We start from the raw sequence: 16943 nt of genomic DNA on the forward strand, positions 1-16943 counted from the left end.
TGCGGCGCCGACGGCCCCGGCGCGCCATGGCGACGCCCGCCCTCCGGCGCCCCCGGTACCGAATGCCGGCCACGGGGCGTCTCGGGGCCTGCCGCTTCTGCCCCTCCCGAGTGCCGCCCGCGCCGTTCGGGTTCCGGGGCAGCCGGTGGCGGCGGGACCGGAGCGGCCGGGCCTGACGGTTTCGGCGGCGGTGCGGTTTGAGCCGCGGGACGTTCCCGTACAGGCGGTGGCGGAGGCGGCCCCTGCACGGGTGGTTGCGGCTGTGGTTGTGCTTGCGGTTGGGAGGCCGGCGTGGCTGCCTGCTTCGGCGGTGCGCTCGGCGGCGGCGTGGGCTGCGGCGTTGGGGCGGGTTGAGGCGCAGGGGTGGGCGCGGGCTGAGGCGCAGGTGTGGGCACGGCCGGCGGCGGAGGCGGCCCGGGACGCACCAGCGGCATCACCGTGGTCTCTTCGCTGGGCCTGCGGTGGGATCCGCGGTAGATGTCCTCGGGCCGGCGCGGTTGCTGGGCCAGCGGTTCTTCGGGCACGTCGATGATCGGGTTGTCGGGCGGCTCGGGGAAGCTGCGGTCCTGCGGCTCGTCGCGAACCGACGTGATGCGGCTGCTGGCCACTCGGTCCGGCTTGGCCTGATAGGACCGGTCCGTCTCGATAGCGGGACGGTGCGCCAGGTCGGTGTCGAAGAGGATCTCGAGATTGGTGCGCAGCGCGGCCAATTCGGCGCGCAGGGCGGCCACCTCGTCGGCGGCCTGCGCCCGTAGTTCAGAGGACAGTTCGCGCCGCAGATGGGTCTCGACGGACAGTTCGTATTCACGACGCGCGGAGATCTCGCGGTCCAGCTGTAGGTCGTAGACGAGTTTGAGGTCGCGCACCTTGGCCTGGTCGGCATCGCTTTGTCTGCGGTAGATCACCGAGACGAAGGCGGCGACCACCGCGGCCCACAGTGCGAGGATGACCGCGAGCTTCAGCAGCTCGACACGGTTGGTGAACACGAGCGCTGAACTGGCCCCGATCGCCAGGACCAGTAACACCGTCAGCAGTACCCACCCCGGCCTGCGGCCGCCGCGCCGGGCACGGGCGCCGCGGGACAGAACGGTCATGGGGCGACTGTACCCGGGCGAGGTCTCCACGCGAATTGTCGCGCACGGCGATTCGGCGTCTGTTCTGGCCCGATCACACCGACGGTCTAGTCCGTGGCACCTTCGGGGCCCTCGGAAAGGTCTTGCGGCGACTTGCAGCAGTGCTGCAACCACAGCGCGGCGACGATCAACACGACTGCGCAGATCGCCGCCACCACGGCACCCGCGGTGTCCTCACCGGCGACCCGCATGGTGGAGCGGCGGGGAATGAGATATGCCAATACCGCGATCCACCAGCCGAGGACCACGGCGCCCATCCACGCGGAGGCTTTGGCGATCACCACACTGCGGGCCACCGCCAGCGGATGCAGCCGGCCGCCGCCGACTCCGATCTCACCGTCGCTGATTTTGCCCCTGATGTGCCAACCCCACACGGCCTCGGCAACACCCACCGCCGCCAGCGAGAGGCCGGTCCAGATCGTCAGCGGCGGAAAGTACCGGTAGGACATGAGCACCAGGAGATAACCGAGGATCGTCGCACCCACCACACCGGCGGCGAGGTCACGCTTGCGTGTCGGGCCCATCAGTCGGCGACACCGAGCACCAGTGGAGTCAGCCGCACGCCGTCGCGGTCCGCGGCGCTCAGATCTGCCAGCAGGCGCGAAACCGGCTGGACACTGCCGTTGACGGTCAGTGTCGCGTCCGGGTCCACCGCCAGCCACGGGATCAGAACGAAGGCACGCAGGTGCGCCAGCGGATGGGGCAGCGTCAGTCCCTCGTCACGGGAAATCTGTTCGGTCTCCCCGTCATGGCAGGTGACGAGGTCGACGTCGAGGGTGCGCGGCCCCCACTTCTGCCCGCGCATCCGCTCGGCGGCCTCCTCCAGTCCCTGCGCGAAGGCGAGCCAGCCGTGGCCGTCCAGCCCCGGGTCCTGGGCGATGACGACCGCGTTCAGGAAGGCCCCCTGGTCCACCCCACCCCACGGATCGGTCTCGTACACCGGGGAAACGGACCGCAGCCGGTTGCCGAGCGCGTCGACGACGGTCTGCAGCCGCGCCAGGCGGTCCCCCAGGTTCGAGCCGATGGACAACACGACCGTGCTCATGAGCCACCCCGGGTGCCCCGCCGCGACCTGCGCGCGACCACTGCGACATCGGCGAACTGGAGCGGGATCGGGGCGCTGGGTTTGTGCACGACGACCTCGACCGCGTGCACCCGTTCGTCGGTCATCACGTCCTCGGCTATCTCGGCGGACACCGTCTCGATGAGGTTCCTCGGGGTGCCGCCGACGATATCGGCGGCGCGCGCCGCGAGCACACCGTAGTCGTAGGTGTCCGTCAATTGATCCGAGGCCGCGGCCGCGGCGAGGTCGATCCACAGCGTGATGTCGATGACGAAGTCCTGGCCGTCGCGGCGCTCGTGGTCGAACACCCCGTGGTTGCCACGAACGGTCAAGCCGCGCAATTCGATTCGGTCAGCCACGATCCTCCCCTCCGGCGTTCCACGCCTCGACGACCTTCAGGGCGTCCGCGGACGCTCGCACGTCGTGGACCCGCACCCCCCACGCTCCATGGGTGGCAGCCAGGGCCGAGATGACCGCGGTGGCCGTCTCGCGTCCGTCGGGCGGGCGTACCTCGTCGCCGTCGGCGAGCAGTGTGCCGAGGAACCGTTTGCGCGAGGCGCCGATCAACACGGGGATCCCCGTGCTGACGAAGTCGGGCAACGCCCGCAGCAGCTGCCAGTTGTGCCGGCCGGTCTTGGCGAAGCCCAGACCGGGATCGATCACCAGGTTGGCCGGGTCCACCCCGGCGCCGACCGCATGATCGACCGCGCGGAGCAGCTCGTCGCGCACCTCGGCCACGACATCGCCGTACGGCGGCACGGTGTGCGGCTGCTCGGCTGCCACCGAGCGCCAGTGCATCAGGATCCACGGCACCCCGGCCGACGACACCACCGCGGCCATGCCCGGGTCGGCGCGACCGCCGGACACATCGTTGACGATGCCGGCCCCGCTCTCCAGCGCGGCCGCAGCGACATCGGCGTGCATGGTGTCGATGCTGACGGTGACTCCTTGCGCGGCAAGCTCTTTGACGACGGGCAGCACCCGGGACATCTCGACCTCGGCATCGATCCGGACCGCACCCGGCCGGGTGGACTCACCGCCGACATCGACTATCGCCGCTCCGTCGGCAACCAGACGCAAACCGTGCTCGATCGCGGTGCGCGGCGCCAGATACCGGCCGCCGTCGGAGAACGAGTCGTCTGTGACGTTCACGATCCCCATGACCCGCACGCGTGGACGACTCACTTTCGCAGGATGAGTTCCAGCGCCTCGGCCCGAGATGCATTGTCGGTCTTGAACTGTCCGCGCACGGCCGAAGTGGTGGTGACGGCGCCCGGCTTGCGGATTCCCCGCATCGCCATACAGAGGTGCTCGGCCTCCATCACCACGATGACGCCGCGGGGATCGAGTTTGCGCATCAATGCGTCGGCCACCTGACCGGTCAGCCGTTCCTGTACCTGCGGCCGCTTGGCGTAGAGGTCTACGACGCGGGCGAGCTTGGACAACCCCGTGACCCGCCCGTCCACCCCGGGGATGTACCCGACATGGGCCACGCCGTGGAACGCCACCAGGTGGTGTTCGCACGTCGAGTACATCGGAATGTCCTTGACCAGCACCAATTCGTCGTGCTGCTCGTCGAACGTGGTGTTGAGAACGTCGTCGGGGTTCGTGTAGAGCCCGGCGAACATCTCCTGGTAGGCCCGCGCCACGCGGCCCGGCGTGTCCGCCAGACCGTGGCGGTCCGGGTCCTCGCCAATTGCATACAGCAGCTCACGAACCGCCGCCTCCGCGCGCGCGTGATCGAACGCGGGACGATTCACCGTCGCCGCGTGGGAGTTGGGCTGCGGCGTCGATGCCGCTGAAGCCCCAGTAGCCACGTGAGTCTCCGCTCGTAAGGGTCAGCCGTGTCCGGGCGGGTTGTGGTGCCGGCCCGTGTCTCCACCGCGGTTGTCCGGCCCGTCACCGCCCTCGGGTGCCGGCGGCTGGCCGTACTGCGGTGGGTACGGCTGGTACGGGTAGGGCTGCTGGTGGCTACCGGACTGCTGGCCACCCGGGTAGCCCTGCGGCGCCCAACCTCCGGACGGCGGTGGAGGAGGCGGCGGGTACCACGGTCCCTGCGGCTGAGGTTGCTGCTGGCCCGGGTTCTGGGGCGGCCAACCCGGTGCGTGCCAACCGGCCGGGGCACCGTAATCGGGCTGTTTCGGCCCGGGGGCGGCATGCGCGCCGTTCGAACCGTTGGGCCCGCCCCCGTTCTGGCGCTCGGCCTCGCGGATGGCTTGCTTGAACGCGGGCTCGGGCAGCGGCTTCGGCCACTCCTCACCACGTTCGATGGCGAGCTCGCCGGGCGTCTTGATGGGCGGTTTGTCCGACGGGACGCGACCACCGAAATCGTCGAACGCGGTGATCCGCGGACGCTTCTTGACCTGGCCGAGGATCACCTCGAGCTCGGCGCGGTGCAGCGTCTCCTTCTCCAGCAGCTCACCGGCCAGCACGTCGAGGACGTCACGGTTCTCGCTGAGAACCTCCCACGCCTCGGTGTGCGCGGCCTCGATCAGCTTGCGCACCTCTTCGTCGATCTCGCGCGCGACCTCGTGGCTGTAGTCGGCCTGGGTGCCCATCGAGCGCCCGAGGAACGGGTCACCGTGCTCGGTGCCGTACTTCACCGCACCCAGCTTGGCGCTCATGCCGTACTCGGTGACCATGGCGCGGGCGATCTTGGTGGCCTGGTCGATATCGGAGGACGCCCCGGTGGTGGGCTCGCGGAAGATCAGCTCCTCGGCGGCGCGTCCGCCCATGGCGAACACCAGCCGGGAGATCATCTCCGAGCGGGTCATCAGACCCTTGTCGTCCTCGGGCACGGCGACGGCGTGGCCGCCGGTACGACCGCGGGCCAGGATGGTGACCTTGTAGATGGGCTCGATGTCAGGCATCGCCCAGGCCGCCAGGGTGTGGCCACCTTCGTGGTAGGCCGTGATCTTCTTTTCGCCCTCGCTGATGATCCGGCTCTTGCGGCGGGGGCCGCCGATCACCCGGTCGACGGCTTCCTCCATGGCGGCACCGGTGATGATGGTGCCGTTCTCGCGGGCGGTCAGCAGCGCCGCTTCGTTGATCACGTTGGCCAGGTCGGCGCCGGACATGCCAACGGTGCGCTTGGCCAGTCCGTCGATGTCGGCGTCGGGGCCGATGGGCTTGCCCTCGGAATGCACCCGCAGCACCGCGCGGCGGCCGGCCAGGTCGGGGTTGGTCACCGGGATCTGCCGGTCGAAACGACCCGGGCGCAGCAGCGCGGGGTCGAGGATGTCGGGGCGGTTGGTGGCGGCGATCAGGATGACGCCCTGGCGTTCGCCGAAGCCGTCCATCTCGACGAGCAGCTGGTTGAGTGTCTGCTCGCGTTCGTCGTGGCCGCCGCCCAGGCCGGCGCCACGCTGGCGTCCCACGGCGTCGATCTCGTCGACGAAGATGATGCAGGGGTTGTTCTGCTTGGCCTGCTCGAACAGGTCACGCACGCGGGAGGCGCCGACGCCGACGAACATCTCGACGAAGTCCGAACCGGAGATGGTGAAGAACGGCACGCCGGCCTCGCCGGCGACGGCGCGGGCCAGCAGCGTCTTACCGGTGCCGGGCGGGCCGTAGAGCAGCACGCCGCGCGGGATCTTGGCGCCCAGCGCCTGGTACCGCGACGGATTCTGCAGGAAGTCCTTGATCTCGTAGAGCTCCTCGACCGCCTCATCGGCGCCCGCGACGTCGGCGAAGGTGGTCTTGGGCATGTCCTTGGTGAGCTGCTTGGCCTTGGACTTACCGAAGCCGAAGCCCATCCGGCCACCGGACTGCATGCGGGAGAACATCACGAACAGGCCGACGAGCAGCAGCAGCGGCAGCATGTAGATCAACAGCGATCCCAGGACACTGCCCTGGTTCACCACCGTGTTGATCTTGACGTTCTTCTCGCTCAGATCGTTGAACAAGGTGACGCCGTACCCGGTGGGGTACTTCGAGATGATCTTGTCGGAGTTCTCGGTGTCGCCGTTGCCGTTCTTGAGCTCGAGTCGTACCTGTTGTTCGCGGTCGTCGATCTGTGCACTGTTGACGTTGTCGTCGGAGATCTGCGCGATCGCCACCGAGGTGTCCACGGGCTTGTACCCGCGGGTGTCATCAGAGAAGTAGAAAAAGGACCAGCCGAGCAGCAGGACTACGGCGATCACCGTGAGCGTGCGGATCAGGGTTTTACGGTTCATCAATATCGTCGGCCGGCATGCACTGTGTGCCGGTCAGGTCCTTCCAATGCGCGCGGGGAGAGCTTCCAGGTTACCGCTAGCCCAACGATCGGCAGTTCCCGCGGCCGCAAAACCCGACATTCCGCCGGGCTTCAAGGGGTTCTGAAAGCACCCAACGTGTGATTTGGTGGGACCGTGCGCACCTCAACCGAACGGTTAGTTGATACCAACGGGGTACGACTTTCGCTGGTCGAGGCCGGTGAGCCGGGTGCACCGGTGGTGGTGCTGGCCCATGGTTTCCCGGATCTGGCGTACACGTGGCGCCATCAGGTCGCCGCGCTGGCGGCGGCCGGATTCCACGTCCTGGCCCCGGATCAACGGGGCTACGGAGGCTCCAGTCGCCCGCCTGACGTCGAGGCCTACGACATCCACGCGCTCACCGGCGACCTGACCGGACTGCTGGACTGGGCAGGCGTCGAGCAGGCCACGATCATCGGCCACGACTGGGGTGCCATGGTGGCCTGGCACACCGCTCTGCTGCACCCGGACCGGGTGGCGGCCGTGGCCGGATTGAGCGTTCCGCCGGTGCCCCGGCCCCGCAGCCGCCCCACCGAGAAGTGGCGGGAGAAGTTCGGTGACGACTTCTACATGCTGCGGTTCCAGGAGCAGGGCCCGGCCGATGCCATGCTCGCCGCCGATGTGACCGCGACCATGCGCGGGCTGCTGGCCGGTGATCCGGCGGCTGCACTGCCCGGGTGGCTGAGCGTCGCGGACCTCGATGTCTATGTGCGCGAGTTCAGCCGCACCGGATTCACCGGCGGGCTGAACTGGTACCGCAACTACGACCGCAACTGGGAGACCACGCGGGAGCTCGAGACGGCCCGCATCACGGTGCCCGCCCTGTTCGTCGGCGGCAGCGCCGACCCGGTGCTGGGTTTCATGCGACCCGACCGCGCCACCGAGGTGGCGACGGGCCCGTACCGGGAGGTCATGCTCGACGGCGCCGGCCACTGGCTGCACCAGGAGCGCGCTGCCGAGGTGAACCGCATCCTGCTGGACTTCCTGAAAGGTGCGTCATGAGCCGGCCACTGAATTTCGGAGTGTTCATCACCCCGTTCCACCCGGTGGGGCAATCGCCGACGGTGGCGCTGGAGTACGACCTGGAGCGGGTGGTCGCCCTGGACCGCCTCGGTTTCGACGAGGCGTGGTTCGGTGAGCACCATTCCGGGGGCTACGAACTGATCGCCTGCCCCGAGGTGTTCATCGCCACCGCCGCCGAGCGCACCAAGCACATCCGGCTCGGCACCGGTGTGGTGTCGCTGCCCTACCACCACCCACTGATGGTCGCCGACCGGTGGGTGCTGCTCGATCACCTGACCCGCGGCCGGGTGATGTTCGGAACCGGGCCCGGAGCGCTGCCGTCGGATGCCTACATGATGGGCATCGACCCGGTGGAGCAGCGGCGGATGATGCAGGAGTCGCTGGAGGCCATCCTGGCGCTGTTCCGCGCGGCCCCCGACGAACGGGTCGACCGGCACACGGACTGGTTCACCCTGCGCGACGCCGCCCTGCACATCCGGCCCTATACGTTCCCGTACCCGGAGATCTCGACCGCCGCGATGGTGTCACCGTCGGGTCCACGCCTGGCGGGTGCGCTCGGAACGTCACTGCTGTCGTTGTCGATGTCGGTGCCCGGTGGTTTCGCCGCACTGGAGAACGCCTGGCAGATCGTCACCGAGCAGGCCCGAGCGGCCGGTCGGGCCGAGCCCGACCGGGCCAACTGGCGGGTGCTGGGCATCGTGCACCTGGCCGACACCCGAGAGCAGGCGATCGACGACTGCACCTACGGCTTGCAGGACTTCGCGAACTACTTCGGCGCGGCCGGCTTCGTTCCGCTGTCCAATACCGTTGACGGGTCCCCTCAGACCGCGCGCGAGTTCGTGGCCGACTACGCCGCCAAGGGCAACTGCTGTATCGGCACCACCGACGACGCGATCTCCTACATCACCGGCCTGCTGGAGCAGTCCGGCGGCTTCGGCACGCTTCTGCTGCTCGGACACGACTGGGCCGACCCCGAGGCCACCTACCACTCCTACGATCTGTTCGCGCGCAAGGTGATACCACATTTCAAGGGTCAGCTCACCGCACCGCGCGCCTCACACGAATGGGCCAAGGGGAAGCGGGACCAGCTGTTGGGCCGCGCCGGCGAAGCGGTGGTGAACGCCATCAAAGAACATGCGCAGGGAGTTGAGAAATAGTGCGCGCCAGCGTATTACGCGATGGCCACATGGTTCTGCGCGACGACGTGCCCGAACCGGTGCCCGGGCCCGGCCAGGTGCTGGTGACAGTCCGGGCGTGCGGTATCTGCGGTTCCGATCTCCACTTCGCCGAACACGGGCACGAGATGCTCGAACTGGCCGAGCAGGTACGCGACGTGCCCATGCCCCGCGATATCGACCTCGCCGCCGATGTGTTCCTGGGACACGAGTTCAGCGCCGAGATCCTGGAGGCGGGACCGGACACCGCGGCGCCGCCACCGGGGACCCTGGTCACTTCACAGCCGATTCTGTTGACGGGCAACAAGATCGACGGGATCGTCTTCAGCAATTCCGTGGTGGGCGGTTACGCCGAACGGATGCTGCTGTCGGCGCCGCTGCTGCTCACCGTGCCGAACGGCCTGGATGCGCAGCGAGCTGCGCTCACCGAACCGCTGGCCGTCGGCGTGCACGCGGTGAACAAGTCCCGGGTGCGGCTCGGCGAGACGGCCTTGGTGATCGGTGCGGGCCCGGTGGGGATCTCGATCATCGCCGCGCTGCGGATGACCGGTGTCGAGCACATCGTGGCCGCCGACTTCTCTCCGACGCGCCGCGCACTCGCCGAGACCATGGGAGCGCACCAGACCGTGGACCCCGCGCAGGGATCACCTTTTGATGTGGTGCGCCCCGCCGTCGTCTTCGAGGCGGTCGGCGTACCCGGCATCATCGATGAAGCGTTGCGGATGGCTCCGGTGAGCAGCCGGTTGATCTCGGTGGGGATGTCGATGCAGCCGGATACCGTGCGACCGGCGTTCGCCGCGATGAAGAACATCAGCGTGCAGTTCGTCTTCGGCCACACCCCACAGGAATTCGCGCACGCACTGACAGCGATAGCGGACGGCGTGGTCGATGTGGCGCCGATGATCACCGGCACCGTGGGGCTCGACGAAGTGGGTGCGGCATTCGAGGGCCTGGCCGACCCCGAACGGCATTGCAAGATCCTGGTGACGCCCTAAATCTGTGAGCCGCGCCATTGTCGCAGGTCACGTGATGAGAATAACGCCTTGTCGAGGAAGCACTCGCGCTCTTCGCCCCGTTGAATGGGAGACAACGACTACACGAGATTCGAAGAAGGCAAGCGTGACTTTCACCCAGCGACTGCAAAAGATCCGTACCGACATTTCCGAGATCGTGGAGGTGACCCGGATCGGGTTGGCGTTGCAGAACCGTGAGATCACCGCCGAGCAGGCCTCCGAGGCCATCTCGCGTGTCGGCATCCGTCGCGACGATCTCGAACTCGCCTCCGACTGAGCCTCACCACCCCAGCACAACTGTTCCGAGAAGCCCCGGTTCACGAATTGCGTTGGAAGGCCATGACGCCCGGCCCACGCACCTGAACACACCCGTCACTAGGGTGCAGTGCATGGCCATCCGCCCCGCCGCGCTCGCCGATGTCGCCGGCATCGAGCAGCTGGTGCACGCCGCGTACGCCCCGTATGTCGAGCGCATCGGCCGGCCGCCGGCCCCGATGACCGCCGACTATCACGCGGCGGTCACCGGCACCGACCAGGTGGACGTCCTCGTCGACGACGGGGCGGTGGCGGGAGTGCTCGTCACCGTAACCGAACCCGACCACCTGCTCATCGAGAACGTGGCCGTGGCTCCCTGGGCGCAGGGCCGCGGGCACGGCCGCGCGCTGCTGGCCCACGCCGAGGCGCAGGCACGCCAACGGGAGCTCCCCCAGCTACGGCTGTACACCAATGCGTTGATGACCGAGAACCTGGTGCTCTACCCGCGACTTGGGTACGTCGAAGTGGATCGGCGCACCGAGAACGGATTCGACCGGGTGTACTTCGTCAAGACCGTGCGTTCTTGAGCGCCCACTCCAGCGCGTAATCGGCGACTTCCTCCCACCCGGGCGCGGCGCAGGTCCAGTGGTCGCGGTCGGGGAACTCATGGAAATCCGTGATGGCCTTGGACTTGTGGTAGTGCTTGGCGTTGGACCGGTTGACCGAGGCCGGCATGATGTGGTCCTTACCGCCGGCGATGAACAGCAGCGGCGCCCGCTCGTCACGGCTGTAATCCACCCACGTCTCCTGGTGTCCCGGCTTGAAATTGGCGATCAGGCCGTAGGCCCACACCCAGTTGCCCGGTGCCGCGATGGCATACCGTTCCCACACCTTCTTCGACTCCTCGGCCGACAGGGTGTTGGTGAACGCGTAGTGGAACTCCTCGGGTGTGAACCCGACCGCCCGGTGGTAGTTCGCCGGGTTCTTCAACGCCGGGAACAACGACTTCACCTGTGACAGCGGGTTGACCCGAACCCCCTCGGTGGGAGCCGAATCCACCACCACGGCGGCCGCACCGAGGTTGCGGTCCACCAGCAACTGGGTGAGCGTCCCGCCGAAGGAGTGACCCATGATGATCGGCGGCGTGTCCAGGGCGGTGATCACCGAGGCGAGATGGTCGACGGTCTCCGGCACGGTGAGATCGGCGATGATGTCCGGATTCTCCCGCAGCGCTTCGACTTCGATCTCGAAGCCCGGGTACGCCGGCGTGAGCACCTTGAAGCCCTTGGCCTCGAAATGCGCCACCCAGCCTTCCCACGACCGGGGCGTCATCCACAGTCCGTGTACCAGTACGACGGTGTCGGGTGTTGTCATGATCGGTCTCCTGTCAGCATGGTGGAACCGTAGGAATCCTCGGGCCCGGCTGGTCGACTGTGCGTGCACGCTTCTGTTCTGTCCGCGACAATCACCGTTGTGGCCACGATCCTGGACCTCAATGCGCTACCGCCGCATGAGCGCGTGGACGCCTTCGCCGCCACCGTCGTCGACCGCACCGTGCCCAGCCGGTTCGATGTGACACCCCTCGGGACGGTCGAAGGCTCCATCGAGTGGACCGCGCTGGGCCCGGTGAGCCTGCTGCGGACCGAAGTCACGGCGGCCCAGACGATGACGCGGCTGGCCGGCCATGTCCGCCGCGGCGCCCCCGAGACCCTCTCGATCGCCCTGCGCCGTCACGGTACTGCATTCCAGGACCAATTCGGCGTATCCAGGACACTGCATCCCGGCGATCTGTACTGCACCGACCTGAGCGCACCGTTTCACTACGCCAACACCGACGGTGGTACCGGTATCGGGCTGCAGATACCGTTCGACCGCATCGGCCTGCCCGTTGACACCATCCGCCGCGGCGCACCCCGGCTGCCCACCAGCCCGGTGTATCCCGTCATACGCGATCAGTTGGTCGAATTGACGCATATCGCAACTACTTTGGGTGATCCGGTGTCGGCCGACGCGGCCGGCGCAGTGGTGCTCGAATTGACCAGGGCCGTACTGGCCAGCGCGTCCGGCGACGAGCGCTACGGCGCCGGCGCGCTGGCGGAGACGGCTTTTGCCAGGGTGCGCCACCACGTGCGGGCGCACCTGAGCGATGCCGCGCTCGATGCGGCGTCGGCCGCTGCTGCCGTTGGCATCTCGCCGCGCCGCTTGTACCGCCTCTGCCAGGACAACGGGGTGCGTTTCGAGCAGTGGATCATCACCGCCCGGTTGGACCGCGCCAAGGTGCTACTGCGGTCACCCGGTGCGGCCACGCGCAGTATCTCGTCGATCGCGGCGGCGTGCGGTTTCACCGATCCGTCGTATTTCGCCAGGAGGTTTCGCGCCGCCACCGGCGTCACCCCGCGGGACTGGCGCGCCGGCGCATCCGGTACTCCCGCGGCGTCACCCCGTACCGAGCACGGAAGCGACGGCCGAAGTGGGTCGGATCGCTGAAGCCGGAGCGGCGGGCGATGTTCGCCACCGTCACATGATCAGAGCCGGGGTCGCTCAGCTGGTCGCGTGCCGACTCCAACCGTTTCACCAGGATCCAGTCGGCCAGGCTCATCGCTTCCGTACGGTGGCGTGCCCAGACGTTGTAGAGCTGCCGGACCGAGATGTGGTGAGCCGCGGCGATCATCTCGGGCCCCAGCGCAGGGTCTGTCAAACGCGACTGCACGAACAACCTGATCCTGTCGAACAAACTGTCCTGCATCGCTTGTCGCTGCCGGGCGTCGCCGCCGGCTGCGCAGATGACCGCCCGCACCAGGGTGACGGTGGTGGCGGCAAGCCCGGGAAGGGCCTCCGGCGCCTCCCGCGCCGTGCGCGCCAGACTGGTCAGGTACGCACACGCCAAGGCGTGCAGCGGCGCGTCCGGGGACAGGTTCCGGCTCGCCCCGATCACCGTGTCGACGGGGACGTCGAGCACCGCCCGGTCCATGTTGATCGCGATCGTGGTGCCGGAATCCCAGCGCCGATGATCGTAGGCAGACCCCTGGTGCACCAGGACCAGCGACGGCGTGGCCGGTTCTGCGTGGTCGGACCGGAACTGATGGAACGTCCACCGTCCCGCCGGCAACAACGTCAGCCCCACCCGGTCCGGATCGGCCACGCGCACGTGACGGGCGGTGCGCTCCAGCCAGATTCCGGTGCCGTCCCGTTGCATCAGTGTCGACCCGGCGTCATCGAGCTCCCACAGCTGCAGGCGGGCCGAGACGTCGTGGGCGGGTAACGGTGTCACGTTGGCGGGCACCCCCGCGACACGCATACCTTCGCGCAAGGCTTCGGCGCGGTCGGCCGCGGGCAACTCCGCGGTGTCCAGAACCAGCGCCACGGCACAGATTCTGGTGGACGCAGCACCAAACCGCTAGATCGCGGCGACGCAACTTCTCCTCACGGACTCGTTGCACCCCCGCAAGCGGGTGTGCTCCCGGCCCGCGCATCCTCGTCGCGCTAGGGTTCTCAGTCATGCGCCCCGCCGCGAACTCGCGCTTCTCTCTCGTCATGCTCGCCGGTTTGTCGGCCGCCGCGCTCACCGCGTGCGACGCCGCCCCACCTGCCCCGCCACTGCCCGGTGATGCGCCCCGCCAGGTGACGGTGGTCGGCGAGGGCGAAGTACAGGGCACCCCGGACACACTCACCGCCAGCGCGGCGATCAGCTTCCTGGCCCAGGACGTCACCACCGCGATGAATCAGACCAACGAGCGGCAGCGGGCGGTGTTCGACGGGCTGGTCGAAGCCGGCATCGACCCAGAGGACATCGCCACCACCAACGTCAGCGTCCAGCCGCAATACGGACCGGACGGAGTGTCGTCCCCCGTCGGCTACGAGGCCAGCAATTCGATGGACGTCACCATCCGCGATGTCAGCGTCGCCTCGCGGGTCCTGGCGCTGATCGTCTCCAACGGCGGCGACGCCACCCGGATCAACTCGGTGAACTTCTCCATCGACGACGACTCGCAGTTGGTGAAGGACGCCCGCACCCGCGCCTTCGAAGATGCCCAGGCGCGCGCCCAGCAGTACGCCGATCTGTCCGGTCTGGAACTGGGCAAGATCATCTCGATCTCCGAAACCGGCGGTGGTACACCACCTCCGACGCCGATGCCGATGGAGCGGGCGATGGCCAGCCCGGTTCCGCTGTCCCCCGGTCAGCAGACGGTGTCGTTCTCCGTCACAGCGATCTGGGAGCTGGGTTAGTTGCGCTAGCTTCCGACGGCGGAGATCTCCACGGGCAATCCGTTGAGCACCGCGGTACCCGACAGCGGGTCCAGATACGTTCCGTCGTTGAGTTGGTTGACGTTCACCCCGGGCTGAGTAGCCGCGACCTCCAGCCGCGTCCCGTCCTGACCGTGGCCCCACCCGTGCGGGATGGACACCACGCCGGGCCGGATCGTGTCGGTGACCTCCACCGGAACGGTCAGCTCGCCGCCGGGGCCCTTCACCACGGCCACCTCACCGAGTCCGAGCCGGTGCGCGTCATCCGGATGGATCTGCAATGTGCACCGGTTGGTTCCGCCGGCCAAGGCAGGCAGGTTGTGCATCCAGCTGTTGTTCGAGCGCAGATGACGGCGCCCGATCAGCACGAACCCGTGCGGACTGTGGTGCAGCACGCCGGCCAACCGCGCGGCGTCGGCCACCAATACTTCGGGAGCGAGTTCCACTGTGCCGGAGGCGGTTCGGAGCACCTCAGGGATCCGCGGCTGCAGCGGTCCGAGGTCGATGCCGTGCGGGGCAGCCTTCAGCTTCGCCAAGTTCAGACCGTCCGGATCGGCCCCGAAGCCGTCACCGTAAGCGCCCAGCCGCAACATCATGTCCAGCCGGCGCTCGTACCCCGGCCCGTCGGGCAGCAGCGCGGTCAGCTCGTCGACCTCACGGCCGGCAACCGGTGACTGCGGGTCGGCGACCGCCTTGCCCAGTGTCATCGCGATGACCTGCTGGTCGGCCAGATCCGGGTCGGCGTCCAACCCGGCGCCCATGACGAGTAGCGCCACGCGCGAAAGGATTTCGGGCTCGCTGGGCCGGTCCTGCAGCGGCAGCACCGGCGGCGAGTACCGGGCGTTGTTGCGGACGGCGACGTTGTTGAGTGCGAAGTCGAAGTGTGCGGCCTGCGACGGCGGTGGCGGTGGCAGGATGACGTCGGCGTGCCGGGTGGTCTCGTTGAGGTACGGGTCGATGCTCAGCATGAACCCGATTCCCTTCAGCGCCGCGGCCAACCGCTGCCCGTCGGGTGCCGACAGCACCGGATTGCCCGCCACCGTGATCAACGCCTGGACCTGACCTTCACCCGGGGTGTCGATCTCCTCGGCCAGCGCGGTGGCCGGGAACTCCGAGGCGACTTCCGGAAAACCGGAGACCCGGCTGTGCCAGCGCCCGGTGGAGAAACCGCGTCCCGGCTTCGGCGCCCGCGGAGCGTGTGCGGTGGGCCCGAGCGGGAACATCGCGCCGCCGGCGCGGTCGAGGTTTCCGGTCAGGACGTTGATGACATCGATCAGCCAACTGCCCAGGGTGCCGAACTCGACGGTCGACGTACCGATTCGGCCGTAGACCGCACATCTGGGCGCAGCGGCGATGGAGCGTGCCAGGTCGCGGATGTCGTCGACCGTCACGCCGCAGTACGGCGCCACGGCAGGCGGCGGGAAATCGGCGGCCAACGCGCGAACCTGCTCGATGCCGCTGACGTGGTCGGCGATCCCACCCAGGTCCGGGGACACCAGGCCCTCGGCGAACAGCACGTTGACCACCGCGAACAACAAGGCGGCATCGGTACCGGGCCGGGGCGCCAGGTGGCAGTCGGCGAGTTCTGCGGTGCGGGTGCGGCTGGGATCGATGACGGTGAGCCGGCCGCCGCGTCGGCGTAACGCCTTGAGCTTGCCGCCGAAATCGGCGGCGGTGGCCACGCTGCCGTTGGACACCAACGGGTTGGCACCGATGATCACCAGGTGGTCGGTGCGGTCGATATCAGGAACCGTGAAGGCAAACGCGTTGCCGTACAAGTAGCCCTGCGCCACCTGTTTGGGCATCTGATCCAACGTGCTGGCGCTGAACACGTAGCGGGTGCCCAACGCCTTGATCACCAACGGTGCATACAGCGCGCCTGCGATGGTGTGGGCGTTCGGGTTCCCGAGGTAGACGGCGACCTGCCGGCCGGGCACCGCGCCGAGACCGTCGGCCACCGCGCGGAACGCCTCCTCCCACGTGGCCTCCACCAATTCGCCGTCGCGGCGCACCAACGGGCCGGTGAGTCGGTCCGGATCGCCGTCGAGTTCGGCGAAACTCGCGCCCTTGGGGCAGATGAAACCCGCACTGAACACGTCGTCGCGATCACCGCGCGCACCGGTGATCGTCTGACCATCGACAGTGAGGACCAGGCCGCAGGTGGCCTCACACAGTGGACAGATACGCAGAGCTGTGCGAGACATCGGTGCCCCCGGGCTGTTAGTGGGTGTAGACCTTCGGCTCCAGTGTCCCGATGTAGGGAAGATCCCGATAGCGTTCCGCGTAATCGAGGCCGTACCCGACGACGAACTCGTTGGGGATGTCGAAACCGATGTAGGTGATGTCGACGTCCGCCCGCACCGCTTCGGGTTTGCGCAGCAAGGTGCACACCCGCAGCGACCGGGGACGCCGGGTGGCCAGGTTGCGCAGCAACCAGGACAACGTGAGACCGGAGTCGACGATGTCCTCGACGATCAGCACGTCGCGGTCGTTGATGTCGCGGTCGAGGTCCTTGAGGATGCGGACCACGCCCGACGACGAGGTGGACGATCCGTAGGAGCTGACGGCCATGAACTCCAGCTGCGTCGGCAGCGGGATGGCGCGGGCCAGGTCCGTGACGAACATGACCGCACCCTTGAGCACGGTGATCAGCAGCAGATCCTGGTCAGCGGAGGCGTCGCGATAGTCGGCGCCGATCTGCGCGGCCAGTTCGGCAGTCTTGCTTTGTATGTCTTCTTCGGAGAGCAACACCGATTTGATGTCCCCGGGATACAACTCGGCAGTATGCGCAGGCACGCCCACAG

The 16943-nt window shown here is 68.1% G+C and carries 18 protein-coding genes; 7 read left to right on the plus strand and 11 right to left on the minus strand.

Annotation, left to right across the window (positions count from 1 at the left end; translation table 11 throughout):
* From AC3A6P_RS34440 to ftsH, 7 genes are all read right to left on the minus strand, one after another.
* On the minus strand, positions 1 to 1094 hold a 1094-nt coding region (locus AC3A6P_RS34440), incomplete at its 3' end, for a DUF6779 domain-containing protein (RefSeq protein ID WP_487696905.1).
* Between the two features lie 86 nt (positions 1095 to 1180).
* On the minus strand, positions 1181 to 1657 hold the full coding sequence (locus AC3A6P_RS34445; protein WP_487696907.1) for a DUF3180 domain-containing protein: 477 nt from the start codon (positions 1655 to 1657) through the stop codon (positions 1181 to 1183).
* Positions 1657 to 2178 carry a 2-amino-4-hydroxy-6-hydroxymethyldihydropteridine diphosphokinase gene (folK, locus tag AC3A6P_RS34450; protein WP_487696909.1) on the minus strand — a complete coding sequence of 174 codons (522 nt, stop codon included), beginning with the start codon at positions 2176 to 2178 and terminating at the stop codon, positions 1657 to 1659. The genes AC3A6P_RS34445 and folK overlap by 1 nt, the downstream gene beginning before the upstream one ends.
* On the minus strand, positions 2175 to 2555 hold the full coding sequence (gene folB, locus AC3A6P_RS34455; RefSeq protein ID WP_487696911.1) for a dihydroneopterin aldolase: 381 nt from the start codon (positions 2553 to 2555) through the stop codon (positions 2175 to 2177). Before folB ends, folK begins: the two co-directional genes overlap by 4 nt.
* Entirely contained in the window at positions 2548 to 3357 is an 810-nt protein-coding gene (gene folP, locus AC3A6P_RS34460; RefSeq protein WP_487696962.1) for a dihydropteroate synthase, read from the minus strand. The genes folB and folP overlap by 8 nt, the downstream gene beginning before the upstream one ends.
* A gap of 20 nt (positions 3358 to 3377) precedes the next feature.
* Positions 3378 to 3956 carry a GTP cyclohydrolase I FolE gene (folE, locus tag AC3A6P_RS34465; RefSeq protein WP_487696964.1) on the minus strand — a complete coding sequence of 193 codons (579 nt, stop codon included), beginning with the start codon at positions 3954 to 3956 and terminating at the stop codon, positions 3378 to 3380.
* A 78-nt stretch (positions 3957 to 4034) separates the two neighbouring features.
* Entirely contained in the window at positions 4035 to 6371 is a 2337-nt protein-coding gene (gene ftsH / locus AC3A6P_RS34470; RefSeq protein WP_487696912.1) for an ATP-dependent zinc metalloprotease FtsH, read from the minus strand.
* Between the two features lie 174 nt (positions 6372 to 6545).
* On the opposite strand from ftsH, the gene AC3A6P_RS34475 reads away from it, so the two are divergent.
* The 5 genes from AC3A6P_RS34475 to AC3A6P_RS34495 all read left to right on the plus strand — a co-directional run bounded on the left by AC3A6P_RS34475 (position 6546) and on the right by AC3A6P_RS34495 (position 10481).
* On the plus strand, positions 6546 to 7430 hold the full coding sequence (locus AC3A6P_RS34475; RefSeq protein WP_487696914.1) for an alpha/beta fold hydrolase: 885 nt from the start codon (positions 6546 to 6548) through the stop codon (positions 7428 to 7430).
* Complete coding sequence (locus tag AC3A6P_RS34480) at positions 7427 to 8608, plus strand: LLM class flavin-dependent oxidoreductase (protein ID WP_487696915.1); 1182 nt, start codon at positions 7427 to 7429, stop codon at positions 8606 to 8608. The genes AC3A6P_RS34475 and AC3A6P_RS34480 overlap by 4 nt, the downstream gene beginning before the upstream one ends.
* Positions 8608 to 9621: a zinc-binding dehydrogenase gene (locus tag AC3A6P_RS34485; RefSeq protein WP_487696917.1), complete on the plus strand. Its 1014-nt coding sequence runs from the start codon at positions 8608 to 8610 to the stop codon at positions 9619 to 9621. Before AC3A6P_RS34480 ends, AC3A6P_RS34485 begins: the two co-directional genes overlap by 1 nt.
* 124 nt (positions 9622 to 9745) lie before the next feature.
* The gene (locus tag AC3A6P_RS34490; protein ID WP_487696918.1) at positions 9746 to 9916 is read left to right on the plus strand and encodes a hypothetical protein; all 171 of its coding nucleotides are present in this window, start codon (positions 9746 to 9748) and stop codon (positions 9914 to 9916) included.
* A 112-nt stretch (positions 9917 to 10028) separates the two neighbouring features.
* A complete protein-coding gene (locus AC3A6P_RS34495; protein WP_487696919.1) occupies positions 10029 to 10481 on the plus strand; it encodes a GNAT family N-acetyltransferase in 453 nt (150 codons plus the stop codon).
* Here the strand turns inward: AC3A6P_RS34495 and AC3A6P_RS34500 are convergent.
* Positions 10462 to 11268 carry an alpha/beta hydrolase gene (locus AC3A6P_RS34500; protein ID WP_487696921.1) on the minus strand — a complete coding sequence of 269 codons (807 nt, stop codon included), beginning with the start codon at positions 11266 to 11268 and terminating at the stop codon, positions 10462 to 10464. The two genes, AC3A6P_RS34495 and AC3A6P_RS34500, sit on opposite strands and share 20 nt — an antisense overlap.
* 99 nt (positions 11269 to 11367) lie before the next feature.
* Here AC3A6P_RS34500 and AC3A6P_RS34505 point away from each other — a divergent pair, with 99 nt between their 5' ends.
* Positions 11368 to 12381, plus strand: coding sequence for an AraC family transcriptional regulator (locus AC3A6P_RS34505; RefSeq protein ID WP_487696922.1), 1014 nt, complete (start codon positions 11368 to 11370; stop codon positions 12379 to 12381).
* Here the strand turns inward: AC3A6P_RS34505 and AC3A6P_RS34510 are convergent.
* Positions 12284 to 13258: a helix-turn-helix domain-containing protein gene (locus tag AC3A6P_RS34510; protein ID WP_487696924.1), complete on the minus strand. Its 975-nt coding sequence runs from the start codon at positions 13256 to 13258 to the stop codon at positions 12284 to 12286. The two genes, AC3A6P_RS34505 and AC3A6P_RS34510, sit on opposite strands and share 98 nt — an antisense overlap.
* A gap of 134 nt (positions 13259 to 13392) precedes the next feature.
* Between AC3A6P_RS34510 and AC3A6P_RS34515 the strand changes: the two genes are divergently transcribed.
* A complete protein-coding gene (locus AC3A6P_RS34515; RefSeq protein ID WP_487696926.1) occupies positions 13393 to 14121 on the plus strand; it encodes an SIMPL domain-containing protein in 729 nt (242 codons plus the stop codon).
* A gap of 5 nt (positions 14122 to 14126) precedes the next feature.
* Here AC3A6P_RS34515 and AC3A6P_RS34520 read toward each other — a convergent pair whose 3' ends face one another.
* Together AC3A6P_RS34520 and hpt are read right to left on the minus strand one after the other, a co-directional pair.
* Positions 14127 to 16343 carry a molybdopterin-dependent oxidoreductase gene (locus AC3A6P_RS34520; protein WP_487696928.1) on the minus strand — a complete coding sequence of 739 codons (2217 nt, stop codon included), beginning with the start codon at positions 16341 to 16343 and terminating at the stop codon, positions 14127 to 14129.
* 16 nt (positions 16344 to 16359) lie between these two features.
* Positions 16360 to 16941 carry a hypoxanthine phosphoribosyltransferase gene (hpt, locus tag AC3A6P_RS34525; RefSeq protein WP_487696930.1) on the minus strand — a complete coding sequence of 194 codons (582 nt, stop codon included), beginning with the start codon at positions 16939 to 16941 and terminating at the stop codon, positions 16360 to 16362.
* Between the last annotated feature and the right edge of the window lie 2 nt (positions 16942 to 16943).

It is taken from the genome of Mycobacterium sp. Soil_C_30, assembly GCF_057656995.1.

Bases quoted from the DNA above. Each gene is read 5' to 3' on its own strand.
- folP (WP_487696962.1), bottom strand. From the start codon at position 3,357: ATGGGGATCGTGAACGTCACAGACGACTCGTTCTCCGACGGCGGCCGG.
- AC3A6P_RS34445 (WP_487696907.1), bottom strand. From the start codon at position 1,657: ATGGGCCCGACACGCAAGCGTGACCTCGCCGCCGGTGTGGTGGGTGCG.
- AC3A6P_RS34495 (WP_487696919.1), top strand. From the start codon at position 10,029: ATGGCCATCCGCCCCGCCGCGCTCGCCGATGTCGCCGGCATCGAGCAG.
- ftsH (WP_487696912.1), bottom strand. From the start codon at position 6,371: ATGAACCGTAAAACCCTGATCCGCACGCTCACGGTGATCGCCGTAGTC.
- folK (WP_487696909.1), bottom strand. From the start codon at position 2,178: ATGAGCACGGTCGTGTTGTCCATCGGCTCGAACCTGGGGGACCGCCTG.
- AC3A6P_RS34500 (WP_487696921.1), bottom strand. From the start codon at position 11,268: ATGACAACACCCGACACCGTCGTACTGGTACACGGACTGTGGATGACG.
- AC3A6P_RS34480 (WP_487696915.1), top strand. From the start codon at position 7,427: ATGAGCCGGCCACTGAATTTCGGAGTGTTCATCACCCCGTTCCACCCG.
- AC3A6P_RS34515 (WP_487696926.1), top strand. From the start codon at position 13,393: ATGCGCCCCGCCGCGAACTCGCGCTTCTCTCTCGTCATGCTCGCCGGT.
- AC3A6P_RS34520 (WP_487696928.1), bottom strand. From the start codon at position 16,343: ATGTCTCGCACAGCTCTGCGTATCTGTCCACTGTGTGAGGCCACCTGC.